Annotated in this window: 20 protein-coding genes, 1 tRNA gene and 3 pseudogenes; 16 read left to right on the top strand and 8 right to left on the bottom strand. The window is 67.6% G+C overall.

What is annotated here, in order from left to right; all coding sequences use genetic code 11:
* The first annotated feature begins 96 nt into the window (after nt 1–96).
* The 8 genes from ACLGIH_RS16045 to ACLGIH_RS16010 all read left to right on the top strand — a co-directional run bounded on the left by ACLGIH_RS16045 (nt 97) and on the right by ACLGIH_RS16010 (nt 9,220).
* The gene (locus ACLGIH_RS16045; RefSeq protein WP_416529395.1) at nt 97–1,398 is read left to right on the top strand and encodes a TrkH family potassium uptake protein; all 1,302 of its coding nucleotides are present in this window, start codon (nt 97–99) and stop codon (nt 1,396–1,398) included.
* Nucleotides 1,391–2,080, top strand: a complete 690-nt coding sequence (locus ACLGIH_RS16040) for a potassium channel family protein (protein WP_416525922.1) — start codon at nt 1,391–1,393, stop codon at nt 2,078–2,080. The genes ACLGIH_RS16045 and ACLGIH_RS16040 overlap by 8 nt, the downstream gene beginning before the upstream one ends.
* A gap of 1,115 nt (nt 2,081–3,195) precedes the next feature.
* A complete protein-coding gene (locus tag ACLGIH_RS16035) occupies nt 3,196–3,570 on the top strand; it encodes a hypothetical protein (RefSeq protein WP_416525921.1) in 375 nt (124 codons plus the stop codon).
* Nucleotides 3,571–4,017: 447 nt separating this feature from the next.
* The gene (locus tag ACLGIH_RS16030) at nt 4,018–4,977 is read left to right on the top strand and encodes a cucumopine synthase-related protein (protein ID WP_416525920.1); all 960 of its coding nucleotides are present in this window, start codon (nt 4,018–4,020) and stop codon (nt 4,975–4,977) included.
* Between the two features lie 89 nt (nt 4,978–5,066).
* Nucleotides 5,067–6,113, top strand: a complete 1,047-nt coding sequence (locus tag ACLGIH_RS16025; protein ID WP_416525919.1) for an NAD(P)/FAD-dependent oxidoreductase — start codon at nt 5,067–5,069, stop codon at nt 6,111–6,113.
* Nucleotides 6,114–6,135: 22 nt separating this feature from the next.
* Nucleotides 6,136–7,950 carry a carbamoyltransferase family protein gene (locus tag ACLGIH_RS16020; RefSeq protein WP_416525918.1) on the top strand — a complete coding sequence of 605 codons (1,815 nt, stop codon included), beginning with the start codon at nt 6,136–6,138 and terminating at the stop codon, nt 7,948–7,950.
* A gap of 167 nt (nt 7,951–8,117) precedes the next feature.
* Nucleotides 8,118–8,597: an SRPBCC family protein gene (locus ACLGIH_RS16015; protein ID WP_416525917.1), complete on the top strand. Its 480-nt coding sequence runs from the start codon at nt 8,118–8,120 to the stop codon at nt 8,595–8,597.
* Nucleotides 8,598–8,602: 5 nt separating this feature from the next.
* Nucleotides 8,603–9,220, top strand: a complete 618-nt coding sequence (locus tag ACLGIH_RS16010; RefSeq protein ID WP_416525916.1) for a histidine phosphatase family protein — start codon at nt 8,603–8,605, stop codon at nt 9,218–9,220.
* A 149-nt stretch (nt 9,221–9,369) separates the two neighbouring features.
* On the opposite strand, the gene ACLGIH_RS16005 is transcribed toward ACLGIH_RS16010, so the two are convergent.
* Complete coding sequence (locus ACLGIH_RS16005; RefSeq protein WP_416525915.1) at nt 9,370–9,654, bottom strand: hypothetical protein; 285 nt, start codon at nt 9,652–9,654, stop codon at nt 9,370–9,372.
* Nucleotides 9,655–9,863: 209 nt separating this feature from the next.
* Between ACLGIH_RS16005 and ACLGIH_RS16000 the strand changes: the two genes are divergently transcribed.
* Together ACLGIH_RS16000 and ACLGIH_RS15995 are read left to right on the top strand one after the other, a co-directional pair.
* Complete coding sequence (locus ACLGIH_RS16000) at nt 9,864–10,208, top strand: hypothetical protein (RefSeq protein ID WP_416525914.1); 345 nt, start codon at nt 9,864–9,866, stop codon at nt 10,206–10,208.
* Between the two features lie 495 nt (nt 10,209–10,703).
* Nucleotides 10,704–11,831 (top strand): endonuclease NucS domain-containing protein, encoded by a 1,128-nt coding sequence (locus ACLGIH_RS15995; RefSeq protein WP_416525913.1) that lies wholly within the window; start codon nt 10,704–10,706, stop codon nt 11,829–11,831.
* Nucleotides 11,832–12,204: 373 nt separating this feature from the next.
* Here the strand turns inward: ACLGIH_RS15995 and ACLGIH_RS15990 are convergent, their stop codons facing one another.
* From ACLGIH_RS15990 to ACLGIH_RS15980, 3 genes are all read right to left on the bottom strand, one after another.
* Nucleotides 12,205–13,854: a hypothetical protein gene (locus ACLGIH_RS15990; RefSeq protein ID WP_416525912.1), complete on the bottom strand. Its 1,650-nt coding sequence runs from the start codon at nt 13,852–13,854 to the stop codon at nt 12,205–12,207.
* Between the two features lie 612 nt (nt 13,855–14,466).
* On the bottom strand, nt 14,467–14,883 hold the full coding sequence (locus ACLGIH_RS15985; protein WP_416525911.1) for an SANT/Myb-like DNA-binding domain-containing protein: 417 nt from the start codon (nt 14,881–14,883) through the stop codon (nt 14,467–14,469).
* A 174-nt stretch (nt 14,884–15,057) separates the two neighbouring features.
* Nucleotides 15,058–16,155 carry a DUF1152 domain-containing protein gene (locus tag ACLGIH_RS15980; RefSeq protein ID WP_416525910.1) on the bottom strand — a complete coding sequence of 366 codons (1,098 nt, stop codon included), beginning with the start codon at nt 16,153–16,155 and terminating at the stop codon, nt 15,058–15,060.
* Nucleotides 16,156–16,298: 143 nt separating this feature from the next.
* On the opposite strand from ACLGIH_RS15980, the gene ACLGIH_RS15975 reads away from it, so the two are divergent.
* Nucleotides 16,299–17,039 carry a GntR family transcriptional regulator gene (locus tag ACLGIH_RS15975; RefSeq protein WP_221757132.1) on the top strand — a complete coding sequence of 247 codons (741 nt, stop codon included), beginning with the start codon at nt 16,299–16,301 and terminating at the stop codon, nt 17,037–17,039.
* Between the two features lie 103 nt (nt 17,040–17,142).
* Here ACLGIH_RS15975 and ACLGIH_RS35060 read toward each other — a convergent pair.
* Nucleotides 17,143–18,227, bottom strand: a protein-coding gene (locus tag ACLGIH_RS35060) for an IS630 family transposase (RefSeq protein WP_473246757.1) whose coding sequence is annotated in 2 segments (ribosomal slippage) — nt 17,143–17,702 and nt 17,702–18,227 — 1,086 coding nt in all. Because the reading frame shifts where the segments join, the coding sequence is not laid out codon by codon here.
* Nucleotides 18,228–18,464: 237 nt separating this feature from the next.
* On the opposite strand from ACLGIH_RS35060, the gene ACLGIH_RS15960 reads away from it, so the two are divergent.
* From ACLGIH_RS15960 to ACLGIH_RS15950, 3 genes and pseudogenes are all read left to right on the top strand, one after another.
* Nucleotides 18,465–18,905, top strand: a complete 441-nt coding sequence (locus ACLGIH_RS15960) for an ATP-binding protein (protein ID WP_384153213.1) — start codon at nt 18,465–18,467, stop codon at nt 18,903–18,905.
* A gap of 86 nt (nt 18,906–18,991) precedes the next feature.
* Nucleotides 18,992–19,102, top strand: a pseudogene (locus ACLGIH_RS15955) (GntR family transcriptional regulator); the annotation flags it as partial.
* Nucleotides 19,099–19,536, top strand: a pseudogene (locus ACLGIH_RS15950) (tyrosine-type recombinase/integrase); the annotation flags it as partial. The pseudogenes ACLGIH_RS15955 and ACLGIH_RS15950, both read left to right, overlap by 4 nt.
* Nucleotides 19,537–19,630: 94 nt before the next feature.
* Here ACLGIH_RS15950 and ACLGIH_RS15945 read toward each other — a convergent pair.
* Nucleotides 19,631–19,704: transfer RNA gene (locus ACLGIH_RS15945), tRNA-Gly, on the bottom strand.
* A 516-nt stretch (nt 19,705–20,220) separates the two neighbouring features.
* Here ACLGIH_RS15945 and dcd point away from each other — a divergent pair.
* Nucleotides 20,221–20,796: a dCTP deaminase gene (dcd, locus tag ACLGIH_RS15940; protein WP_416525908.1), complete on the top strand. Its 576-nt coding sequence runs from the start codon at nt 20,221–20,223 to the stop codon at nt 20,794–20,796.
* Nucleotides 20,797–20,810: 14 nt separating this feature from the next.
* Entirely contained in the window at nt 20,811–21,308 is a 498-nt protein-coding gene (locus ACLGIH_RS15935) for a phosphoribosyltransferase (protein ID WP_416525907.1), read from the top strand.
* A gap of 85 nt (nt 21,309–21,393) precedes the next feature.
* Here ACLGIH_RS15935 and ACLGIH_RS15930 read toward each other — a convergent pair whose 3' ends face one another.
* Together ACLGIH_RS15930 and ACLGIH_RS15925 are read right to left on the bottom strand one after the other, a co-directional pair.
* A complete protein-coding gene (locus ACLGIH_RS15930) occupies nt 21,394–22,410 on the bottom strand; it encodes a Yip1 family protein (RefSeq protein ID WP_416525906.1) in 1,017 nt (338 codons plus the stop codon).
* A gap of 863 nt (nt 22,411–23,273) precedes the next feature.
* A pseudogene (locus tag ACLGIH_RS15925) lies at nt 23,274–24,474 on the bottom strand (IS110 family RNA-guided transposase).
* Nucleotides 24,475–24,612: the final 138 nt, after the last annotated feature.

Raw genomic sequence — 24,612 nt, 5'->3', positions numbered from 1 at the left:
TCGTCTTTCAGTGCGATCAATCGTGATGTCCGTCCGCGGGGCGGGCGGCTTGTCGTGGTGACGCCCCGGTGGCCGCGTTTCCGGCACCCGGCGCAGGTGGTCGTGGCCGGTTTCGCCACGGCCGTCGCGGTCGGGACCGGTCTGCTGATGCTGCCGGTGGCCAGGGCGGGGCCGGGCGGCGCCGGTGTGGTGGACGCGCTGTTCACCTCGACCTCCGCGGTGTGCGTGACCGGCCTGGTCGTCGTGGACACGCCCGGCTACTGGAGCGGATTCGGGCAGGCCGTGATCCTGGGGCTCATCCAGGTGGGTGGCTTCGGCATCATGACCTTCGCCTCGCTGCTGGTTCTGCTGGTCTCCCACCGCATCGGCCTGAAGGCGCGGATGACGGCCGCCGCGGAGACCAAGACCCTGGGACTGGGTGACGTCCGCGCGGTCGTGACCGGTGTGGTCAAGGTCAGCCTGCTGCTGGAGGCGGTCACCGCGCTGGTGCTGACCCTGCGGTTCGCCACCGCCTATGGCGAGTCCTGGCCGCGGGCGGTGTGGCTGGGCGTCTTCCACTCCGTCTCGGCGTTCAACAACGCCGGGTTCGCCCTGTACTCCGACAGCCTGATGGGCTTCGTCACCGACCCGTGGATCTGCCTGCCCGTCGCGCTGGCCGTCATCGCCGGCGGGCTGGGCTTCCCCGTGCTGTTCGAGGTGCACCGCCGGTTCCGCAGGCCGCGCGGCTGGACCCTGCACACCAAGATCGTGCTGTGGGCCTCCGGTGTCTTCCTGGTCGGCGGCAGCGCCTTCATCACCGCGATCGAATGGTCCAACCCGGCCACCCTGGGCCCCCTGGACACGTCCGGGAAACTGCTGGCCGGGTTCTTCCAGGGCGTCATGCCGCGCACCGCCGGGTTCAACAGCGTCGACACCTCCCAGATGAACCCGGCGAGCTGGCTGGGCACGGACGTGCTGATGTTCGTCGGCGGCGCCAGCGCGGGCACCGCCGGCGGCATCAAGGTCACCACCTTCGCCGTGCTGTTCTTCGTCATGTACGCCGAGATCCGGGGCGAGGGCGCGGTCAACATCTTCCACCGCCGCCTGCACGGTGACCTTCAGCGCCAGGCGCTGACCGTGGTGCTGCTGTCCGTGGCCGCGGTCGCCGTCTCCACCCTGGCCTTCGTGGTGTTCACCGCCTACAGCCTGGACCAGTCGCTGTTCGAGGTGACCTCCGCCTTCGCCACGGTCGGGCTGTCCACCGGCATCACCGCGGACCTGCCCGCCGGCCTGCAGCTGCTGCTGGTCGGCCTGATGTTCATCGGCCGGCTCGGTCCCGTCACCGTCGCCTCCGCGCTCGCCCTGCGCAGCCGTGTCCGCCTGTACGACCTTCCCGAGGAGCGACCCGTCATTGGCTAGGAGAACCGCCCCCAAGAAGCGGCGCACGGGGCCGCACAGCTCCGTCGCCGTCATCGGCCTGGGCCGCTTCGGCCGCTCGCTGGCCCTGGAACTCGTCGACGAGGACACCGAGGTCCTCGGCATCGACGAGAACGCCGAGGTCGTCCAGGCCCTCTCCGGACTTCTCACCCACGCCGTCCGGGCCGACTCCACCAAGGAGGACGCCCTGCGTCAGCTCGGCGTCCACGAGTTCGACCGTGTCGTCGTCGCCATCGGCACCAACCTCGAGGCCAGCATCCTCACCGCCTCGCTGCTGATCTCCTTCGGCATCGAGAACGTCTGGGCCAAGGCCACCAGCGAGGCCCACGGCCGCATCCTCACCCAGCTCGGCGTCCAGCACGTCGTCTACCCCGAGCACGACATGGGCCGGCGCGTCGCCCACCTCGTGCGGGGCCGCATGCTCGACTACATCGAATTCGAAGACGACTTCGCCATGGTCAAGACCAGCCCGCCCGCCGACATCATCGGCCTCCCGCTGTCCAACAGCGCCGTCCGCTCCCGCCACGGCATCACCGTCGTCGCCATCAAGCGCCCCGGCGAGGGCTTCACCTACGCCACCGCCGACACCGTCGTGGAAGCGGACGACACCATCATCGTCGCCGGACGCACCCGGGCGACCGAACGCTTCAGCGAACTCCAGTGACGCCCCGCGCGCGGCGGCCAGGACCCCGAGTCCCGGCCGCCCACTGACCGGCCGCCCGGCGGCACACACCGCGGCAGGCCGTCCTGGTCGGTCACCGGTGTGAACCCGTGGCCGGCCGTCCTGGTCGGTCACCGGTGTGAACCCGGCGGCCCGCAGGAGCGCGGCGTACTTGGTTCTGCAGTGCCGGTCGACGGCGAAGCCGACGGGCAGGAGGGCCATCAGCGCGGCCCAGGCGACGACGGCGAGGAAGCTGCCTGCGGTGGCGTCCGAGCCGAGCGCGAAACCGATGGGCACGGCCGGCGGAACGGCGTCGATACCCGAGAGCAGGACCAGCTGCTTGGTGGTGTACATGGCGGTGATGTCGAACGTGATGCGGGCCTTGAGGAGCTCGACCGCTTCGGGCACCAGGGGCGGCAGCGCGCCCCCGTCGCCCGCGTCCGGTACCGCGCCCGGTTCTGCGCCGCCCGCGCGCGGGCCTGTGGGCCGGGGTCGGGCACGAGCAGCATCACGTAACCGTGGCCCTGAGCCCCGCCGCCCTGCCATATGTCTGCGTACTCGTACCCGAACTGCTGGGCGATGGCGGCGAGACGGGCGAGGGTCTTCATGGTCGGCATGGCGGGGCTCGCCTCGACGGGCTCTCCGCTCGCCATCTGCCGCGCATGCCGCTTGCCCACTGGTCCCTCCCCCGACACCCGCGCGGCCCTGGCAGTCGCCGGCAGTGCCGTCAGCTCTTCCCCGGACATCACTTGCCGGACATCACGAGGTTGCCGATCACCGGTTGCCGCCGCAACCAGACCCCGGCCCGGGACGGACGGCCACGGCGGCCGTCCGCCGGATGCCGTCGCCGGCCACGACCCCGACCTGCCCCCCGGCCCCGGCGCCGAGGCCGCGACCGAAACGGCATCCGCCCCGGCCGCCGTGCCGCCCCGGCCGCCGTGCCGCCCCGGCCGCCGTGCCGCCCCGGCCGCCGTGCCGCCCCGGTCGCCGTGCCGCCCCGGCCGCGCGCAGGCGCCGGACATGCGCCCCCGCTCACCAGGACCCGCCTCCCGCCTCCGGCGCAGCCGCTTCACGCCCGCTGGGGCTCCGGGACGGGCAGCTGAATAAGATGTGCTCCCATGTCGAACCCTGATGAGCTGCTCGTCGCCATTTCCGCCGCGGTGGAGTCCGAGCGGAGCAATCAGATGTCCCTGACCGTGGTCGTCGGCGGCGCCGTCATCACCGGCCGACTGGCTCCCGAGGCCGTGTGGCGGGAGCGGGTGGCGGAGGTCCTGAAGGACTCCGACCGGCTCGGCCCGTTCGCCGACGTCTTCGCCCGCGGCCCACGCGAGAGCCGGCCGGGCCGCGGCGAGGCACCCACGCACCTGCACTTCCACCTGGCCCGGATCCTGCAGGGCAGCCTCGGGATCCCCGAGACGGGGGGCATGTACCGAGTCGCGATCAAGGACGTCAGCGCCTGGACCGTGGGCGATTTCAGCTACATCGACCGCTGAGTCGCTGCCCCGCTCCGCTTCTCCGCGGTGCAGTTCCCGAGGCGGTCTCCACCCGTCCTCTTACGTCCACGGGCGCGGCCCCGGGACGGGCGCGGCCCCGGAACGGTCGCGGCAGGCGAACCCGAGGCGCACCACGCCCCGGGCGACTTCGCCTGTCACGACCGTCCGCCCGGCGCGCGAGGGGTGATCCGCCGGCAGCCCGGCGACGAACGTCAGCGCGAGGTCGCCGTCGCCAGACCTGGCGCACAACACCATGCCCCCCGCGATGCGGCCGACCCGGGGCCTCGGAGCCGCGGCACGCACCAACTCGCCAAGCTGCGGTTTTCGTAGGAACACACAAACTACGGCTTTCAGGCCGCTCAAGCTTCATGCCTTCAACGCCTGTCTGAAACAGGACAGTTGACGATGTACTCCTCGGACATGCCGAATCGACGAACTGGAAAAGTCTTGTCCGAGAAGCAGCCCGGCCGTCAGATCGAGATCTCCTGGCCCGACCTCGGCATCACGGTCACCGCCGACCTCGACGACCGCAACCCGGCACTCGCCGACGCCCTGTGGGACTCCCTGCCGTACCAGAGTCTTCAGGGACACGCCCTCATCGCGGGCGAACACCTCTACCACGTAGCGCCGATACCCACTCTGCTGCACACCCCCCACACCACCCGCATCCCGGACCGGCGCGAGGCCCCCGACGGCACCGTGTTCTGCTCCGGCCTGCAGCACCTGGGCATCAAGTACGGCACCCTGACCGAGCCGATGCCCGCCACCCCCGTCGGCCGGATCCGTGAGGCGGACATGCCCGCCCTGCTGGAAGCCGGGGCCGCGATCTGGGACGCCGTCTACTCCACGAAGAAGCAGGTCCTCGCCGAGGTGCGCCGCGCGGGCGAGCCGGGCGGCCACCGCATCCCGGTGCTCCACGCCACCGACACGACCGCCGGCCGCCTGATCGCCGACATCGCCGCCGAGACCGAGAGGATCTGGCTCGCGCCCCCGGCCGAGCTGGATGACCTGCACCGGGGCATCATCCCCTCCCAGGCGGGCAACTTCGGCACCGTCCTGCCCACTCTGCTGTTCGTCAACGGTGAGACGCGACCCCTGGGTTACGCCGCCTACGGCGGGCTCGTCCGCGCCGCCGTCCAGGGCATGCCCATGGACTCCCTCGTCCACATGACCCGCCTCCTGGTCGGCGTGCCCGCCGAGTTCCTGGGCTACTGCGGCCTGGAGAAGCTGTGGGCGTTCACCCAGCGCTTCCTGGACGTCCTCGACCGCCTCGACCGTGACGACTTCTACGCCGTCACCAGCCAGATGGCCCTCTACATCAACTGCCTCGGCGGCTGGAACCTCCAGCTGTACCCGTGGGAGACCGGAGACCACCTGCGCCAGCAGGGCGCCAAGGAAGCCGCGTAGCCGTGCCCGGAGCGGAGTCCGCCGAGGAGATGACGACACCGGCGCTCATCCCCGCCGTCTGAACCCCACACCACAGGAGAAGGAAGACCTTGAGCGCCCTGCCTGCCCGCGCCGACGCCGTCGTCATCGGCGGTGGAGTGATCGGAACCTCCGCCGCCTACCACCTCGCCGAAGCCGGCGTGGACACCGTGCTGCTGGAACGCGGGAGCCTCGGCGGCGGGGCATCCGCGCACACGGCGGGCATGGTCCGCACCTACTTCCCCGGCAACCCCCGCACCGGGCACATGGCCGTGCGCAGCCTGAACGCCTACCACGACTTCGCCCGCCGCACCGCGGCCCCACTCGCCCTGAAGCGGCTCGGGTTCATGGTGCTGTTCACCGACGAAGAGCAGATCGCCGCATTCGAAGCCGGCCATCAGGACCAGCAGGCCGCCGGCGTCCAGGTAGGCCTGATCAGCGCCCGCGAGGCGGCCGGACTCAACCCGCTGATCAACGAGCGCGCCGTGCTGGCCGCCGCCTGGTCTCCCGAGGCGTACCACGTGGACGGCCTCGACATCGTCCGCGGCTACGCCGCCGCAGCCCGCAATCACGGTGCCCGCCTGTTCACCCACACACCCGTCACACGCATCGACGACGACAACACCGTCCACACCCCGCAGGGCAGCATCAAGGCCGACGGCATCGTGTGCACGGCCGGGCCCTGGTCCGGCGAGGTGGCGTCCATGGCATCGGTCGACCTGCCGCTGACACCCACTGCGATCGAGATGCTGTTCACCGACGTGCCGCCCACCCCGCACCGCGAGCTGCCCATGACGATGCACGCCGCGTCCGGCCTGCGCATCCGCTCATGGAAGGACCGCGTCCTCCTCGCCATGGGCGCGCCCAAGGACGGCGAGACACGCGAGGCCTGGCTCGGCCGCATCGCCGGCCATCTCGGCACCCTGTTCCCCGCCCTGGACGGCATCGGCCTGCACCGCGCGTGGACCGGCGACTTCGACGCCAGCCCCGACAACACCGCCTTCATCGGCGAACACCCCACCCGCCGCTTCCTGTACGCGGCCGGATTCACCGGCGCGGGACTGTGCCAGGCACCCGCGGCCGGGGAGAAGCTCCGCGACCTGCTGATCGCCAAGTAGCCCCATAACAGGAAAGAATGCCGTGATTGTTCTCGGATGTAATGGTTTCAGCCGGGTGTCGGAGTTCTTCTCCGAACGCCTCGGTGCGACCGGCATCAACAAGCATTACCTCTTGGGCCACGATGCCGCCGCCGCACTCCTGATGGACGGCCGTCTGGTCGCCGCGGTGGAGGAAGAGCGCCTCAACCGGGAGAAGAAGACCACCGACTTCCCCGCGAACGCGATCGACTGGTGCCTCGAGGAAGCCGGGATCACGTTCGACGACGTCGACCTGTTCGCCTTCCCCTGGAACTGGACCACCCAGGTTCTGGAGGAGATCCTGGACGGCATCCGCACCTCGCCGATGCCGCAGGCAGCGAAGACCAGCCTCATGGGCGACATGACCGACCTGTTCGACCAGGTCGTCAGCCACGAGGCGATCCTCGCGGACTTCGAGGCCCGTACCGGACACCGCCCCGACCCGGCCAAGGTCCGCTTCGTTCCGCACCACCTGGCCCACGCCACGACCGGCTACTACCTCGCCGGCATGAAGGACTCCGCGTTCCTCGTCAGCGACGGCCGCGCCGAACGCTTCTCGACCTTGACGGGCGAGATCCGCAACGGCCGGATCACCGTCTTCGACGACACCGTCACCGGTGCCCAGTACTCCATCGGCACCCTGTTCTCCGCCATCACCCGCTTCCTCGGATTCGTCCCGAACAACGACGAGTACAAGGTGATGGGCCTGGCCGGATACACCGCCCCGCCGACGCCGAACCCGTTCATCGACCACCTTCTGAGGCTGCACGACGACGGCCGCTACACCTTCACCAAGCCGCTGCAGACCGACAACGTCCACAGTCACGACGCCCTGTTCGAGGAGTACTTCGGCCCGTTCGAGGACACCCTCGAATACAAGGCCCGCGTCGCCGCCGCCGCGCAGCAGCTGCTGAACGTCGCCACCGCCCACCAGGTCCGCCACCTGGAGAGGAGGACGGACCTCGACCGGCTGTTGTTCGAAGGCGGCGTCGCCCTGAACTGCCTGAACAACACCCCGTTGTTCGAGGGCTCCCGCTTCGGGGACATGGAGGTCAGCTTCGGCGCCTCCGACACCGGCATCACCATCGGGGCCGCGGCCCACGCCTGGCTCAACGACCCCGGCACCGAACCCGCGAACATCCTCGCCGCCTCCGCACCCGTCACCCCCTACCTGGGCCCGGCCTACGACGACGCCGCGATCGAGGAGGCCCTGGAGGGTTTCACCGGCCGAGTCGTCGTCTCGCGCCTGGACGACGACGAGGTCGTCGACCATGTGGCGAAGCTGCTGACGGAGAAGGTCGTCATCGGCTGGTTCGAAGGCCGCGTCGAGCACGGGCCACGTGCGCTGGGGCACCGCAGCATCCTCGCCAACCCCGGCTTCGGCGACATCAAGGACATCATCAACACCCGGGTCAAGCACCGCGAGCCCTTCCGCCCGTTCGCTCCCCTCGTCCTCGAGGAGCAGGCGCCGAAGATCTTCGACATGGGGCGGAAGACCAGCTCCCCGTACATGACGTTCGTCTTCCCCGTCCGCGACGAATACCGGGACCGCATCCCCGGCGCCGTACACGTGGACGGCACCTCCCGCATCCAGACCCTGACGGACGAGGGAACACCACGGCTCACGGCACTGCTGCGGAAGTTCATCGAACTCACCGACATCCCCTGCCTGATCAACACCTCGTTCAACGTCGCCGGCGAACCCATCGTCTGCACCCCGACCGACGCCCTCAACTGCTTCATGGGCACCGAGATCGACTACCTGATCCTCGGAAACCACCTCGTCGCCAAGAAGGCGTCCCCGGAGCCCACGCGCTGACCGGGCGGGCGCACGACGACAACCGGGCGGGCGCGCGACGACAACCGGGCGGGCGCGCGACGACAACCGGGCGGGCGCGCGACGACCGGCAGTACGCCCGCCGCAGGCGGAACAGTCCGCCCTCCCCAGCCCCCGCACCCTCCAATCACTGGAACAAGGAGCACTCCATGCCGATCCAGCGCAAGCACACCATGTACCACTCCACCATCCTCGAGGCCGACCCGGACACCGTGTGGGCGACCGTCCGCGACGCCATGCAGATCCTGGAGATCGTCTCCCCGGGCGACCTGGACATCCACACCGACGTCTCCTGGGTGGAAGGCGGCTCGGTCGACACGGTCCCGGCCCGCTACGACTTCAGGCTCACGCTCAACGGCGGCCTCGTCCAGCAGGAGATCGCGGCCCGGGACGAGATCAACAAGACCCAGTCCTACCGGGCCGTCGCCCCCACCAGCGGGGTCCAGAGCTACCAGGCCACCATCCGCGTGCGCCCCATCACCAACGACCCGGCCCGCAGCTTCTTCGAGTGGGACCGGGTCCTGGAGATCGCCGAGGACGCCGACCTGAACGTGGTCGAGGCCATCATCGACGTCATGGAGAAGCAGACCGACGCCGTACGGGACCACTTCGCGAAGACCGCGAAGTGAGTGACGTGACGACGCTCGTACTGCTGCGGCACGGCGAGACCCTGCTCACCCCGCAACGCCGGCTCTCCGGCAGCGGAGGGTCCAACCCGGGGCTCTCCCCGGCCGGACGCCGCCAGGCCCAGGCGGCAGCAGACGCCCTCGCCCGCCGCGGCGACATCGAGGCGGTCGTCACGTCACCGATGCGGCGCTGCCGGGAGACCGCTCACCCCGTGGCCGCGCGCCTCGGCCTGAGCCTCCAGGTCGACCGGGACCTGCGGGAAGCGGACTTCGGCGCCTGGGAGGGCCTGACCTTCACCGAGGTCCGCGAACGCTACCCGGACGACCTGAGCGCATGGTTCGCCTCGCCCGAGAGTCCCCCCTCGGGCGCCGGCGAGACCATGCAACAGGTCGCGCGCCGGGTCGCCGCCGTACGAGACGGCCTCATGGCCCGGTACGCCGGCGCCACGGTTGTGGTCGTCTCCCACGTCGGACCACTCAGAACCCTGATCCGCCTCGCCCTCCAGGCCCCACCACACACCTTGTTCCGCATGGAAGTCGCGGCGGCCTCCCTGTCGACGCTGACGTACGACGAGCACGGCACCGCCACGGTCCACGCCCTCAACGACACCCACCACTTGAACTGAACGGTGGTTGTGATGCGGTCGTCGGCACAGGGCAGCGAGTCAGCGCTCACGGCGGCCGCACTCGGCCGAGTGGCGTCGCGAACGGTGCGCTTCGAGGGCCGCGTCGGCGGTCACGCTGCCGTCGGCCTGGAGCTCCGCCTCCTCGACGGTCAGCCGCCAGTGAAGCTCTCCTCCGCCAGGTGCCGCTTGCCGTGGACCCCATGGGCGAGGAGAGCACCGCGACCACTGCGGACACGCCGAGCCATGGCACAACAGAGCGGGACGCCGCTGCCGTAGGGAGTGTCCACCCGGTTGTGGCCGGCGGTCGGGAAGCAATCCAGGGCGTTCGACAGGAGCCCGAGGGCCGCGTCCTCGATGCGCGGCCGCCGGCCGTGCTCGACGAGATCCAGCAGGACCGGGGTGGCAGCGTAGGCCGCCGGGAACACTACGATCACCGCATCGATGCCACGCCGGCTTGGTGATCTACGGAGGGTTGCCTGGCGGACCTGGACAGGAGCACTGCGGGCGCCTGACCGTTTCTCGGGTCGATACCCGGTGTTCCCCGTGGTGCCTGCCCCGCACGATCTGGCACGAGTCCGGCACGTCTGCTTCCTACGGACGGCAGAGCCGGAGTCGCTGGCATCGCCCGTATCAAGGGGGAGTCATGGCACTGGGGCGTAAGGGCGCACGGCGCATCGTCGTCGACGGCACGGCCTACCGCTGGCGGCTGCGACGCAGGCCGACCTACTCCCAGGGCCTGGCCTGGTCGCTATGCACGTTCGCGGTCGAGCATGCGGACACCCCGCAGTCAACGCTCGTGGTCACCACCGACCAGCCGCACCTGGGCAACTGGATCGGGTACGAGGCCAAACCGGTATTGCCAGCCGAGGTTGCCCAAGCCATCGAACGCGCCCTGCGCGAGGGCTGGACCCCGACGGCCCCAGGATCCCCCTTCCATCTCGACCTGTCGGTCGGCTTCAGACACCGGGGCCGAACGGGACGGGCGTAGGGCGCCTGCTGAGCGGCCTGGCATGACACGGCCCGGCCCGGAAACGACTGAGGCCCAAGTCGCTGACCTGGGCCTTCTCGATGGAGCGGGTGACGAAAATCGAACTCGCGCTCTCAGCTTGGGAAGCTGAGGTGATTTAGGGCAGGTGGTTGACCTGACCTGCGGCGGAGGCTGCTGCTGCTCGATAGACGAGTCCGCTGGTTCCCCGGTGTTCCCCGCGGTTCCCCGTACGATCTGGCACGCGTCTGGCACGACCTCTTCGTCCCGAACTCTCGGCTGCGGGGTCATTGCGGTCTGGTGGGCTGGTCAGACGGCCGCCGAGGGGCGTTGGCGGTCAGTTGCGGTCGTGCTGGTTGCTGTACTTCGCTGCTGTACCGCAAAGGCAATCACGTGGAGCCGGACCACGAGCTATGCCTACTGGCAGACGAGAGTTCGTCGTCATACTGTCGTTTGCCATGCCTGGTCAGCTGGGCCCGATGGTGGGAACGGAGGGGGATGGCGATGCCGCTGGAGTTCGGGCTGTGGCGTGTGGACGACAAGCCCGTGCGAGTCGCTACGCGGCCGATGCCTGCGGAGTCCCGGCTTGAGGAGCTCATAGAAGCTGATCCCGGCATCCTGGGGCATCCGTTGCTGCTGATCGGCCGGCAGGTGCTCACTCAGTACGGGAAGGTTGTTGACCTGCTGGGCATGGATGCCGAGGGGGGCCTGCACGTTCTGGAGCTCAAGCGAGACCGTACGCCTCGGGAAGTGGTGGCTCAGGTCCTCGACTACGGTTCCTGGGTCCAGGAGCTCACCAACGAGCAGATCCGTGACATTTACACCTCCTACGCCCGCGGCAGAGGACTGGCGGAGGAGTTGGACGAGGCGTTCGCGGTGCGATTCGGTGGAACTCCGCCGGAAGCGCTCAATTCGACCCACGCTCTCACCATCGTCGCGAGTGAGATCGATGCGGCGACGGAGCGGATCGTCACCTACCTGGCGTCTGGCTTCCAGGTCCCGGTCAACGTGCTCTTCTTTCGCTACTTCGAGGACGAGGGGCGCTCCTATCTGGCCCGTACCTGGTTGATGGACGAGGCCGAGGCTGTGGTGCCGTCGTCCGGAGCGAAGGGGCGTGGCAAGCAGGAGCCGTGGAACGGGTCGGACTGGTACGTGTCGTTCGGCGATGAGGCCGGGGGCCGGAATTGGGACGACGCCCTTCGCTACGGATTCGTGTCTGCCGGCGGCGGGGAGTGGTTCTCCCGGACGCTCCGGTCCCTGCCGCTCGGGGCGAGGGTGTTCACGCATATCCCCAAGGTGGGATACGTGGGCGTCGGCACGGTCTCCGGCGAACCCCAACCGTTCGAGGACGCCGTCCTCAGCAACGAGGGTGAAAGCCGGCGCATGTCCGACCTCTCCCTAGCGGGCACCTACCGACGTGCCGACGACAGGGCAGAGAGCGATGCGGACGATCGTCGTGAGTGGATCGTCCCGGTGACTTGGGAGCGAGCTGTGCCACGCGAAGAGGCATTGTGGCGCACAGGCTTCTTCGCTAACCAGAACTCCGCCTGCAAGCTCCGCGCCCGCTTCACCATCGAAGAGGTCACCCGGCACTTCGGCATCGATCAAGGCTTCACTGGCGCCTGACACAAGGCAGCCATAACCCCACCAGCCGTCGGCTCAGCAGCTTAGAAGGCTGCGGCGGTACCGACTGGACGCGGAACGCGCCGCGCACACGGCTCCGGAGGGCCCTTCGGTCCCAGCTGTGTGCGCAGGTCACCGGCCCTCGGTTGATCGACTAGCGCTGGCCCGTCCACAAATGGTCCACGGGACGGGACTGCCTGGCCCTCCTCGATGCGAACTACGGGCGGGAGGGTCGCTGAGGCCTCGGGGCCTGGTCCGAGACGCTAGAGGCCCAAGAAACCCACGGCTCATGTGCGGCGGTACATGGTGACGACGACGAGGGTTGTCCCAAGGAGCGTCCGCACGCTCTACCACTGATCGGAAGGGTTGGTCGAATTCAGCCGCTTTTTGCGTCCACCACTGGACTCCAGTCAATTTCTTGGCATTCCAGTCGCTCAACGCGAACGGAGTATCGCCCCTGGAGGGGAATCGTGACAGTCCGAATTTGGTAGTGTCTATTCAGTTCAGGCACTATAGGATTTTTGAGCACAGTGATTAATTCAGTCAGCGAGTTGACGGGGGAGAGATTTGAAACATACCGAAAAGACGTAGCAAACATGTCCGGCTCCGACATAGGTCGAGGCGTCAGCTGCTGCGGCATGCCGACTCCCCACGCCCAGTCGATCTCATCAAAGGCTGGCCAGTCAGGCGGCAGCTTCGCTTGCACGTCGCCAGCTATGAGCGAACTCCTGACCTTCCCTAGCTGCGCGCTCGCAAGCACAATAGTTTGATCAGTCTTGGAGGTTTCAGCAAGCGTAAGGGCATCGATAGGCCATTTGATTTCCAGGATAAGACCCTTACGCGACACTGGATCGAACGCCACCACGTCAAGGTCACCTACAGCCTGCCCCTTCAAATTCCGCACTTTCGTGCCCTCGGTGACTTTAACGCCGGGGATTTCCCTCAGCCAACGGCCCCACACTTTGGCTCGCTCGCCTTGACGCTTGCCAATAGGGCCGTATCGGGCCGGATCTGATGCCGCAGTTCGCAGAACGATTGCATCAATGGCGCGAGGGAACATTACGAGCGGAAGGACTGTAATAAGTCCACTATTGGGGATTAGAATTGCCGTTCTCATCGACTTACCCGGGCCGGCCATGAGTCGATATATGGCCTGTATGGCGAGCTCTCGCGGCACGCTCCCACACAGGCGTGCGAGCCACTCGACGATCGCCTCTTCGGTGCTGTGTTGGAGAGTCGTGCCACGCACGCGCGCTGATGAGTGCGCCATCTCGCCTAGCTCCGCCATTGCCATGAGCGCAGCTAGGACTTCAGCCATTATTCCGACGTTTAGGCCGTCGCCAAGGTCAGTGTCATCCGACAAAGGAGGGTCTTGGTGAACTGCGCGCCATGCTTGAACTGCTCGACGAGTCCGCTCCATCGCAGAACTGATGACGTCATCCGGAGGGAGAAAAGCATTAAGCCTTTCACGAGATTGCTTCGACGCCCATTCCACTTCTTTCTGCGTGGGCTCTTCACGATTCCCAGGCACAGCCTGTCGCTCAAGATACAAGTCGGCAACTTCAAGACCCATATCCCACTTATATGAGACCCTAAATTTTGTGCCGCCAGTCTTTCTAACCTTATAGGCTTGCGCACGAAGGGCGGCGTCAAGCGATTCGAGGCGTGTCGCCTCCACGGCAGCCTTCACGGCATTTGATACATCGTCTTCATAGCAAGGTTCGCTACCAATCGGATGCTTAAAGTGCCATGAGATCAGAAAATCCAGCAACATTTCCCACGAAAACTCTGGAAAATCCACCCTGTTCCGTGCGAAGCTTGCTTTCACGCTGAGGGCTTGCGACATGAGCGCATGCAGCCGCTCCTCACCTGCTGACCAAATTGGCAGTTGGTCGACTTGTTTGCGCCAGTCCGAGATCAGACCACGTAGCTCTTGTTCCGGCGTCACTGGAATTCCCCCGAATTTCAATATCTGAAAATGTCGCAAATGATCGACCTCGATGCGCTCCAGCCGCAAGGTCTTCACACCCGTACTGCCGAGTTTCGACTCCTAAGGAGAAGCTCTACAGAGATCGGTCATCGTGAGTTATACAGGCCGCGTGGGTGGGCACTGTGAGCCATGGTCGGTTGCTGTAGTTGCTGTACTTCCGTGCTGTACGGCAATGGAGCTGCGCTCAGCTCGACACTGCCCCACCCGCGAAGCCGACTACAAGGTCTCCCAGTACGTCGCAAGTAGCGCTAGCCCACTGCTTCATCCTGCTCGACTTCGATTCATCAGCCATGCGGTTCTCCTCACGCTCGTTCGTCTTCGTGTCCTGGTTGGTGCTCAACTTCGATGCCAGGACCTTGCAGATGACGGCTACCGCGAAGAGGGACAGTGCGAGACTCGGCAGCGCCGAGCTCAGCACAGCTCCAAGTGACCTTAGCTGAAGCACGCGGTCGGTGGAGCGGCTTTGGGCTGGAGCTGCTTTGGGGCGAGTGATCATGGCCCCGTAAGCTTCCGGCGCGTCGGGCAGTCTGTAGACCTGCCCGTTAAAGCACGACGTTGGGGACATGACCTTAGAGGCTCGCCCCAAAGGGGCTGCCTAAAGCCGTGGAGCCGACCGCCCCAGCCACCGACGTCTGAGCCTCAGCACTGTCAGGCGAGGCTGTCGAGGCCGAGCTTGGCCAGTCGCGACCGGATGGCGCTGGGCTTCCGGCCGAACTGCTCGCCGAGGGCGTCAAAGTTCCGTTCCCCTTGCTGGTAGAGGGAAAGGAGGCGGGCGTCGTCCTCGGGCGACCACGGGTGGCCCATCCGTGGGAAGCGAGCTTGTAGCTCTTCCGGCGTCTCACGCTTCTTGCCGGCGTCGCCGTGAGGGCAGACGGACTCAATGATGTTGAGGGGGAACTCTCCGACGTGGATGCCTGCGAGCCAGAGGTTCAGGTGGCCTTCGTCGAACGTGATCCGGTCGGCATGGATGGTTACTGCTCGCCGTAGGACGTCGCTGTCGTTCGGGTCCTGGTGATAGTCGTTGAACGTCAGACGGAACGCTGTGCGCACGGTGGAATCCCCCATGGGGCCATCCTTGGCGTTCCGGTTGGGCACGCGGTAGATCGTTTCTCGTCCTTGTCCCCTGCACGCAGCGCGCCGCCGGGCGGGGCCGCCGCTGGCGAAGACAGGGCGGCGGCCCCGCCGTACAGGCGGCGCGCTCCCGCGCCGTGCGCGGGCTTGAACCCGTGAAGAAGGTTGTTACTCAGTAGTGGCTGTGATGCGCCACAAGGGCGCGTCGTACTGCTTCGGGCGGCTGTCGATGAGCAGCTGGCGCAGGTCTTCGCGCAAGGAGCCGTTGAGGTTCAGGGCCTCGGTGATGCGGCGGAACGTCGTGTGGGTAACTCCGCGGCTGTGGGCCTCAACTGCGAACTGGTCGAGCTGAGACAGTACGGCTTCTGGGTCGAGCTGTACCGGTGGCTGGTCCTTGAGCCAAGCGGCCTTGTTCCGCTCGTAGTCGATCTCCGAGTAGCCGCAGATTTCGCGGCTGTGTGCCTCGACCTCGTCCAGGGTGGCGGTTGTCAGGATGGCGCGGGCCAACTGGTTGCGGGTGAGCGCCTCGTCCAAGTCGATCTCATGGACCGTCGGTCCCTCGTCGGTGAGGGGGACCGGGAGGCCGGCGTCTCTCATTTCGCAAGTGCCGCGTACGCCTCGGGCTGTCGCAGCGAGCATCCCGGTCGCTTCGGAGGGGTGCCATTCCAGGACCGAGCGGATCGGCTCGACGTCTATCGCTGTGAGGGTGTGGATGAGTGGGCCGAGCATGCCGCGCAGTCCGTCGAGAGGGAGTTCGCCATCGAGGCCGGGGCCCGCCACCAGGAGGCGGACGGGTGCATTCACCTGACAGCACGCGGCGAGGGTGAGGGCGTCGGCAAGCGGGCTCTTCAGCGTCGGTTCATCGCCGCGGGCGAGGATGTCGCCGCCCACGTCCAGGAGGTCGATCGACTCTGGTGACAAGTGGTCTACCAGCTCTTCGAGTTGGCGAGTGACGCCTTCGACTCCATGGCGCGGATCGATCAGCGCGAACGTGTGCCGGAGCTCTGCTGCGAGTCGGGGGAGCGTCGAACCCGCCGGAGCGATCGGGCGAGCTTCGGTTGGCACTGCCCAGACTGCCCGAGTGAGGGGCTGGAGGCCGGTGAAGTTGTCCGGTCCTCGGGGACCGGGAATCGGGTCGATCAAGAGGCGGTCCCACGCGTACGTGAGGATCACCGCCTGGTCCTCGTCGCCGTAGAGGGCGGCGTGAATCATTGCGGCGGCGACTGCGTCGCCCCCTCCTCCTGCTGCGACGATCAACCGCGTCATGCGTCTCAGCCTACGGGGTGGGGGTTGACCACTCACCCTATAGTGGCTGGAGGCCATAGCCACTTGTATCGAGAAGCAGGCCTCAGCTCGGTAGCGGGGTGCCCGACTACTCGCCTGGGGCTCGCCTTGGGTGAGGAGGACTGATGCCGCAGATCGAGGAGGCTCAGCCGAAGTATCTCCAGATCGCGCACTACATCCGTGATCAGATTCTTCGGGGTGACCTGCGACCGGGGGACGAGGTGCCGTCCGAACGCCAGTTGGCCGCGGACTGGAAGGTGTCCCGGCCCACGGCCGCACGGTCGTTGGAGGCGCTGAGCCATCAAGGGCTCGTCGAGAAGCGTCAGGGGTCGGGCACGTACGTGCGGAGCCTGGAGGTCAACCGGCGGGCTCGTGAGTTGTACGGGCGCGCTCGGCAGACCGGGAAGATCTATACGCCTGGCGAGTACGCCGTGATCACCTCTGCAGGTTGGCTGGAGGCACCGGATCACGTGGCTGAGGCGCTGGGCCTGGTCAAGGATCGCCGTGCGGTGCACCGGCGGCGGGTGACCAACAACCAGGACGGGCCGATCACGCTCTCCACCTCGTGGTTCGCCCCGGATGTCGGTCAGCGCGCGCCGAAGCTGCTGGAGCCGGAGCGGATCCAAGAGGGGACGCTGCTGTACGTCGAGAACATGACCGGCCGGCAGGGGAGTTACGCGGAAGATCGCATGTGCGCGCGTGCGGCGACGGAGGAAGAGGCCGAGGACCTTCAACTCGCCGCCGGCTCGGCCGTGCTGATCGTGCACCATGTCGTCTTCGACCTCCAGGACCGGCCGTTGGAGTTCGCTGAGGCTACCTACCCGCCGCATCGCTGGGCGTTCGAGCAGGGCTACCCCCTCACCTGAGGGGGTCAGTTGCGGCGAATCGCTTGCATCTTCCAAGTGGCCAATGCCACTATCCAGAAAGTGGCTAAGGCCACCTCACTGGGAGGAGGCGCGGTGTGACGAGTTACTGAGCTTGTTGCCGTGATGTCGTCAAGGTGAGGCTGGTTTCGGTGAGGCATCCGTCGATGAGGTTGCTGCGGTATTGGATCTGGCGGAGGCCATGCCGGAGGGTGCGCATCAGGTGGTCTGGGTCGGTGAAGGCGGTGTTGGCCTGGCTGCTGCGTCGTAGCAGTGACCAGAGGCCTTCGACGGGGTTGAGGTTGGGTGCGTATGCCGGCAGGAAGTAGCAGGTGATCCAGTCGTGTGCATCGATGAACGCTCTCAGCCGGGCGTCCTTGTGGACGTTCAGGTTGTCCCAGACGAGCACAATGGGTGCACCGAGCTGCTGATGGGCGGCGACGAGCAGGTCGCGGTAATCGGTCCAGGTGAAACTGCGTCTGCCGCCCCGCTTGTGATCGACGTGCCGCTTGAGCCGGTAGATCAGGCGTGAGCGTTCGCCCGGCTTGTAGCAGGCCAGGGCCGCGATGGAGAAGCGGCGCTGGGAGCGTCCCCGCACCCGGATGAGGGGTGTGTGTCCGCGTCGGGCCCAGCTGCGGGTGGTGGGCGGCGTCATCGAGAAGCCGGCTTCGTCTTCGAAGCACAGCCAGGCCCCGAGCGCCGCCGCGGTGTTTCCACGTGGGGCCATGTCTCCTTCACCCAGCCGGTGACCGCTTCTTCGTTGCGCTCCAGAGCGCGGCGGGCGGGGACCTGGTGGCTGAAGCCGTGCCGGCGCAGCATCTTCGCGATGGCCGAGAGCGACATGCTCTTGTGGAACCGGCGCCCGATCAGCGTCTTGATCCGCGTCAGCGTCCAGGTCTGGTCCGGCCAGCCGTGTGCGACGGGGCCCCTGGCCAGCTCCTGCTCCAGTACCGCGAACAGCTGCTCGCTCAGTTTGGGCAGCGACACCGGACCCACTGAGCGAAGACCGTCCGGGCCTGTTTTCTGCCAGGCCAGGCGCCACCGCTGAACGGAGCGCACGCTCACCCGTAAGCCTTTGGCGACCTCGGTGTTGGAGGCGCCGGCGCCGAACCGTTCGGCGGCCTCCATCCGGATCCGCTCACGAAACGCCTGCCGTTCAGGCGTCAGCCCACCACCCTGCGGATACCTCATACAAACGGCATACCGCGACGATCACACGCCGTCAGCCCCCAACGACACCACGCCAACAAGCTCAGTAGCGGCCGGATCAGGGCACGCACTTACCTTGCCGGGGTTGCCGGGAGCGCGGTTGGAAGCGCGTCGGCTCGCGGACGACCCTGGCGCTTGCCACCGCTGCCGACCGCACCCGCGCCACATCGAAGCGGCGCTGCCTCGACTGTGACGGTAGCGGCAGGAAGTGAGCACCTGATGGCCTACATGATCGACCGCTACCCGTCTGAGGAATCACCGCGTCTCGGCGCGATGACCTTGCACCCTGTCGCTGAGTCTGTGCCGCGGGCTCGGCGCTGGTTCCGCAAGTTCATCGCCCCGTACAACCCAGCCTGCTCCGTCGACGACTGCGCGCTGATGATCTCGGAGCTGGTCACCAACGCCATCGCTTACGGCCGGTCGGACGAACCCTGGCTCGTACGGGTTGAGTGGTTCCGTGAGGGGACCTCGCTTCGGGTCGACGTGCACAACCCCGGCTTTCCGGCGAACGTGCGGCTGAGGCATCCCGACGCAAACGACTCCCACGGGCGCGGACTGCTCCTGGTCGATTCGCTGGCCGAGTCGTGGCACGCCGCACCGAGTCGCTTCGGCGGAACCGTTGTCTCCTTCGTGGTGGCCGATGCCTGGCCCGGAAGGTAAGAGTTCGCTCCGCTTCTACTTTGACAATCGAAGATTCGCTGATCTGGTTGACCAGTTGACTTGGCCAATCCTGACAGGCGGCGTTCATGGCGTATGAAGTGGAGCCACCGAAGTACGTGCGCCTCGCGCAGACGATCCAGCGCCGCATCGAGGATGGCACGTACCCGCCCGGCACGCGGGTGCCCAGCGAGAACCGGAGCGGATGAACGGGCGCCGTGTCCAGGGCGACACCAAGTCCGAGGCCGGTACCCGGACTGTGATTCTTCCCGCCTTCCTCCGCCGGGAGCTCCGCTGGCATCTGGAGTCGTACGCCGAGCCGGGCCCGGACGGGCTGCTCTTCGTCGGTGAGAAGGGCGCTCCCTTCCGGCGGAGCACCTTCGGGCGGAAGTGGCGGAAGGCCCGGGAGGTCGTCGGCATGCCGGAGGGCTTCCGGTTCTACGACCTGCGGCACACCGGGCACACGCTCTCCACCCGGTCCGGTGCCACCCTGAAGGACACGATGGTGCGCGCCGGACAGTCCTCCGAGAAGGCCGCGCTGATCTATCAGCACTCCGACGAGGAGCGCCAGGAGGAGGTTGCAGCCGGCCTCGACGCCACGGTCCGGAAGGCTCGGGAGGAGGCTGCTCGGTAGGCTGCCGAGAAGCCTTCTGGCACGGATCTGGCACGTGGCCGGTGATCATCCCGCACAACAAAACGGCCCAGGTCTCTGACCTGGGCCTTCTTCGTGGAGCGGGTGACGAGAATCGAACTCGCGCTCTCAGCTTGGGAAGCTGATGTTCTACCATTAAACTACACCCGCGTAAGACGCCGACTCGGAGTCGGTGTCCGGACGCTTCGACACTTTACCTCATCACTGGCCCCCGGTGCTCGCGCCGTGGGGCCTCGCTGTGTTCCACGGATGGGATGCGGCTGCGGCGGGCGGGAGTTGGAGCGTACGGTTGGGCACCCGGGGAAGGCTGCACGCGGGGCGGAGCGCCGCCTGGAGACTCGTTCCTTTGATCCCGTAGTGTGGCTTTTGTCGTCAGGGCAGTAAGCCAGACGCGGCTCTTGGGGAAGGGACTTGAAGGACTTGATGGAGCGCACCGTCGTCCGCTGTGCCGATGGGCACGTGTTCAGCACCTCGTCGTTCCCGATGCAGCAGGCCGAGCGACTCGGCCCCGGGCGGCTCCTCCGCTGTCCGCGGTGCGCGCGGCTGCGCAGCGCCGTACCGGTGGGTGCGCAGAAGCATTAGGCGGGCCGCCCGGCCGGGGACCTGGTCAGGCGCGCGGAGCCGTCCGGTTGTGGGCGCTCCGCGCGCCTTGCGTATCCTCGGGGCGTGCTTCTCTCAGACAAGGACATCCGGGCCGAGATCGATGCCGGACGGGTGCGGATCGCTCCCTACGACGACTCCATGGTGCAGCCGTCGAGCATCGACGTGCGCCTCGACCGCTACTTCCGGGTGTTCGAGAATCACCGGTACCCGCACATCGATCCGTCCGTCGAGCAGGCGGATCTGACCCGGCTCGTGGAGCCCGAGGGGGATGAGCCCTTCATCCTGCACCCCGGGGAGTTCGTGCTGGCCAGCACGTACGAAGTGATCACGCTGCCCGATGATCTCGCCTCGCGGCTGGAGGGCAAGAGCTCGCTCGGGCGGCTCGGTCTCGTGACGCACTCCACCGCCGGGTTCATCGACCCCGGCTTCTCCGGGCACGTGACGCTCGAGCTCAGCAATCTCGCGACGCTGCCGATCAAGCTGTGGCCCGGCATGAAGATCGGTCAGCTGTGCATGTTCCGGCTCAGCTCACCGGCCGAGTACCCGTACGGGAGCGAGCGGTACGGGTCGCGGTACCAGGGCCAGCGGGGGCCGACCGCCTCCCGGTCCTTCATCAATTTCCATCGCACCCAGGTATGAGCCAGGACGCAGGTATGAGTGACGTACGGGAGAATCTCAGCTACGAGCAGTTCGGCGTCGCCGTCCGCGAGCTCGCCCAGGCGGTCGCCGACGACGGGTACGAACCCGACATAGTGCTCTCCATCGCCCGCGGCGGGGTCTTCGTGGCCGGCGGGCTGGCGTACGCCCTCGACTGCAAGAACATCCACCTCGTGAACGTCGAGTTCTACACCGGGGTCGGGACCACGCTCGAGATGCCGGTCATGCTCGCGCCCGTGCCGAACGCCATCGACTTCTCCGCCAAGAAGGTCCTCATCGCCGACGACGTCGCCGACACCGGCAAGACGCTCAAGCTGGTGCGGGACTTCTGCCTGGACACCGTCGCCGAGGTGCGCAGCGCCGTGGTCTATGAGAAGTCCCACTCGCTCGTGAAGTGCGAGTACGTGTGGAAGCGGACCGATGACTGGATCAACTTCCCGTGGTCCGTCCAGCCGCCCGTCGTCCGGCGGAGCGGGCAGGTGCTCGACGCCTGACGGACGCGTCACGAACAGACAGAAGGAGAGGGGCTCCGGCAGGAGCCCCTCTCCTTCTGTATCGCTTTCTGTGCGGCGCTGCGCCTCAGAACGTGCCCAGCTTCACGATCGACAGCAGGGCGATCAGCTGGATCGCCGACGCGCCCAGTGCCTTCGGCCACGGCAGGTCGTGGGAGCGGGTGACCATCAGCGTCAGCAGCGCGCCGGCCGCGACCCAGGTGGCCCAGCCCAGGACCTGGACGAAGGGCGCGTCGCCGCCGAGGAACATCGCGAAGACCAGGCGCGGCGCGTCCGTGAGGGACATGACCAGCATGGAGAGGCCGACCGTCGGCTGCCAGGCTCCGTCGCCGCCGAGCTGGCGGGCCAGGGTGTGGGTGACCACGCCGAGGACGAGGGCGCTCAGCACCATGGCCACGGACGTCATCAGCACGATCGGGATCGCGTTGGACAGCGTGGCGTTGATCGCCTCCTCGCGGGCGCCGTCGAAGCCGAAGACCGCCAGCAGGCCGTAGAAGAAGGTGACGACCAGGGCCGGGCCCCACATCGCGTAGTCGCGCATCTGGAGGAAGGTGCGGTTGGGGGAGAGGACGATTCCCCTCAGCAGGGCCTTCCAGTGCAGGCGGGGGCCGATCGGGCCGGGCGGCGGGGCGGAGCCGGCGCGGTAGGTCTCGCCCTGGCCGTACGGGTCCTCACCGACCGTGAAGGCCTGGGTGTGACCCGGGTTGTTGGCCGCGTACGGATCGTGCGGGCCCTGTGGACCGCCGTGCGGGCCGCCCTGGGGGTGGCCGCCGTCACCGAAGTACTCCGGCTCGCCGGGGCCGCCGTAGCCGCCGCCCGTCTGCGGCCACTGGCCGCCGCCCGCGCCGCCGCCTCCGTACGGCTGCTGCTGCGGGTACGGCTGCGGCGCCGGGGGATAGCCGTACGACGGTCCCTGCGGCGTCTGCTGTCCGTGCGGGGGGTGTTGCGGTCGCGCGTGAGGAGCGCCGTTGTCCCGGCCGCGTCCGATCCTGAATCCAGCCACGTCTTCGAACGTACCTGGTCCCGCAGAGTGACGTGCCGGACCCGGGCTCCCGGGCCCGGCTTTGCGGCCGAGCTGTGACATCCCTTACGGGTGTGCGCAGACGCCCCTTACGGGTGCCGGGCCGCGTTCCTCAGGGCACTCCTCGCCGGTCCGCGTGCGCCGCGTCGCCTACAACGGCAGCGACTCGGCGATCAGTGACGGGCGAGCGCGCTACTGTACGGACGGTCGTCGGAGGGGGCGGCGGCTGCGGGCCCGTACGGCACCGAACCGGGAAGGCGGAGCCGCCACCAGGTACATGATCAAAACAGTCGGAGAGTACGTGACGGAACAGTCCGTCGGGATGCGCCCGAGCCGGCTGCCGGCCGAGAACGGGCCGAGGCGGAGGCCATCGAGCCCGGCACCCGCAGGGCCGGCGACTTCGCGGACACGGAGACGGACGATGCCGTCAAGGCATTCCATGACGGACAACTCACGTGGAGAGCTTCGAAGAAGACCCGCGAGACCCGAGACGAACGGATCCGTATCGATGGCCGACGGCCACTGACCGCGCCGAAAACCTCTTGCTGGGTCTGACGTCCCCTGCGCCCGGCAGGCCGTCACCACCGCATCACGGGAAACCCGATGCCGACGTATCACGAGATCATGGCGACCGGTCTGTCCACGCGACGGTGCCGCGGAAGACGCCGACCTGGTCGCGGAGTGGCGGATGGCGGAGCCCGCCTGGCAGACCCTCTTCATCGAGTCCCGGCTGACGCGTGCCGTGCGGTTCCGGATCCGGCTGGTCCAGGAGGACCACGAGGCGCGTGCCGTCGAGGAGCAGTGGGAGGTCACACGCGTCGGCGACCCGCCGCGGCTGCAGATCTCCTCGGAGTACTCGCGCGGGCCGGACCGCACGGTCTCCCGTCACTGGACGATCGAACGGGGGGGTGCCCCTATGGGTTTGGTCAAGCTGATGGGGCGGTTTGGGGTTCGTAGAAGGTGCCGTCGCGGAGCATCGCGAAGAGGACGTCGGTTCGTCGTCTGGCGAGGCAGAGGAGGGCTTGGGTGTGGTGCTTGCCCTGGCTGATCTTCTTGTCGTAGTAGGTGCGGGATGCCGGGTCGGCCAGGGCAGCGAACGCGGAGAGGAAGAAGGCCCGTTTGAGCTGCTTGTTTCCTCTCCGGGACGGTTGCTCGCCACGGATCGACGAACCCGAGCTGCGGGTTGCCGGGGCGAGGCCGGCATAGGCGGCGAGGTGGGCGGCGGAGGGGAACGAACTGCCATCGCCCACGTCGATCAAGATCCTGGCTCCGGTCCTGACGCCGATGCCCGGCATCGAGGTCAGGACCTTGGAAAGAGGGTGGGCCTCCAGCAGGTCCTCGATCCGTCCGGCCAGCAGTTTCCGCTGGTCAAGGACAGCGGTCAGCGAGCTGGCCAGGCTCGGAACGATCAGCGCGGCCGCATCCGTGCCCGGGACGACCACGGTCTGCTCGTCCAGCGCGGTGAAGATCTCTTCGACCAGCCGCTCGGCCATCCGCGGCGCCTTCGGCCGCAGGAGGGTCACGAGCTTGCGGCGTCCGGCCTTGCGGATCTGGGCCGGAGACCCGAGCCGTTCCAGCAGCGTGAGCACGGCGGCGTGCTGGATGCGCGGGCCGAGGACTCGTTCCACGTGCGGGTGGATCTGCGTGAGCAGGCCGCGGAGCCGGTTGCTGATCCGGGTGGCTTCTCCGGCCAGGTCGTCATCGAAGCCGACGATCATCTCCAGTTCGGCGATGGTCTCGTCTTCCAGTTCGACCGAGCGGAGCGTGTGCGGCATGACCCGGGCCGCGTCCGCGATGACGAAGGCGTCGCGGGCATCAGTCTTGGCCTCGCCCGGATAGAGATCGGCGATCCGCCGCATCGTCAGGCCGGGCAGATAGGCGACCGGGCAGCCCATGTCCCTCGCGACTGCCAGCGGCAGAGCGCCGATGGAGGCCGGCTGGTCGACCACGACGAGCACGGTCCCGTGCTTGGCCTGCAGCTTGCCGAAGACCTCCCGGAGCTTGGGTTCGCTGTTGGGTAACCGCTTGTCGAAGGCCTTCTTCCCGGTCGTGGTGACGGCGGTGGCGGTGTTCGCCCTTGCCGACGTCCAGTCCGAGGAAGGCGCCGATGTCGCTGACGTCGATCACGTGCGTCCTTCGGTCGTTCCCGCCCAGCCGTCCCACGGCACCGATCGCCACATCCACATTACGAAGAGCCTCCCGACCTGCGAAGAAGCCGGTGGTCATGCCCCTAATCAGCGGTCTGTCGATGCCTCCGGAGCCGGT

This window comes from Streptomyces hamibioticus, from assembly GCF_047946815.1.
In the GTDB taxonomy this organism is placed as follows: domain Bacteria; phylum Actinomycetota; class Actinomycetes; order Streptomycetales; family Streptomycetaceae; genus Streptomyces.
This window is presented reverse-complemented; position numbering and strand designations above follow the sequence as displayed.

Coding starts and splice junctions, on each gene's coding strand:
- ACLGIH_RS15985 (WP_416525911.1), bottom strand. CDS start 14,883: ATGGGGGATTCCACCGTGCGCACAGCGTTCCGTCTGACGTTCAACGAC.
- ACLGIH_RS16015 (WP_416525917.1), top strand. CDS start 8,118: ATGCCGATCCAGCGCAAGCACACCATGTACCACTCCACCATCCTCGAG.
- ACLGIH_RS15975 (WP_221757132.1), top strand. CDS start 16,299: ATGCCGCAGATCGAGGAGGCTCAGCCGAAGTATCTCCAGATCGCGCAC.
- ACLGIH_RS16000 (WP_416525914.1), top strand. CDS start 9,864: ATGGCACTGGGGCGTAAGGGCGCACGGCGCATCGTCGTCGACGGCACG.
- ACLGIH_RS15930 (WP_416525906.1), bottom strand. CDS start 22,410: ATGTCACAGCTCGGCCGCAAAGCCGGGCCCGGGAGCCCGGGTCCGGCA.
- ACLGIH_RS15935 (WP_416525907.1), top strand. CDS start 20,811: ATGAGTGACGTACGGGAGAATCTCAGCTACGAGCAGTTCGGCGTCGCC.
- ACLGIH_RS15960 (WP_384153213.1), top strand. CDS start 18,465: ATGGCCTACATGATCGACCGCTACCCGTCTGAGGAATCACCGCGTCTC.
- ACLGIH_RS15995 (WP_416525913.1), top strand. CDS start 10,704: ATGGCGATGCCGCTGGAGTTCGGGCTGTGGCGTGTGGACGACAAGCCC.
- ACLGIH_RS15980 (WP_416525910.1), bottom strand. CDS start 16,155: ATGACGCGGTTGATCGTCGCAGCAGGAGGAGGGGGCGACGCAGTCGCC.
- ACLGIH_RS16035 (WP_416525921.1), top strand. CDS start 3,196: ATGTCGAACCCTGATGAGCTGCTCGTCGCCATTTCCGCCGCGGTGGAG.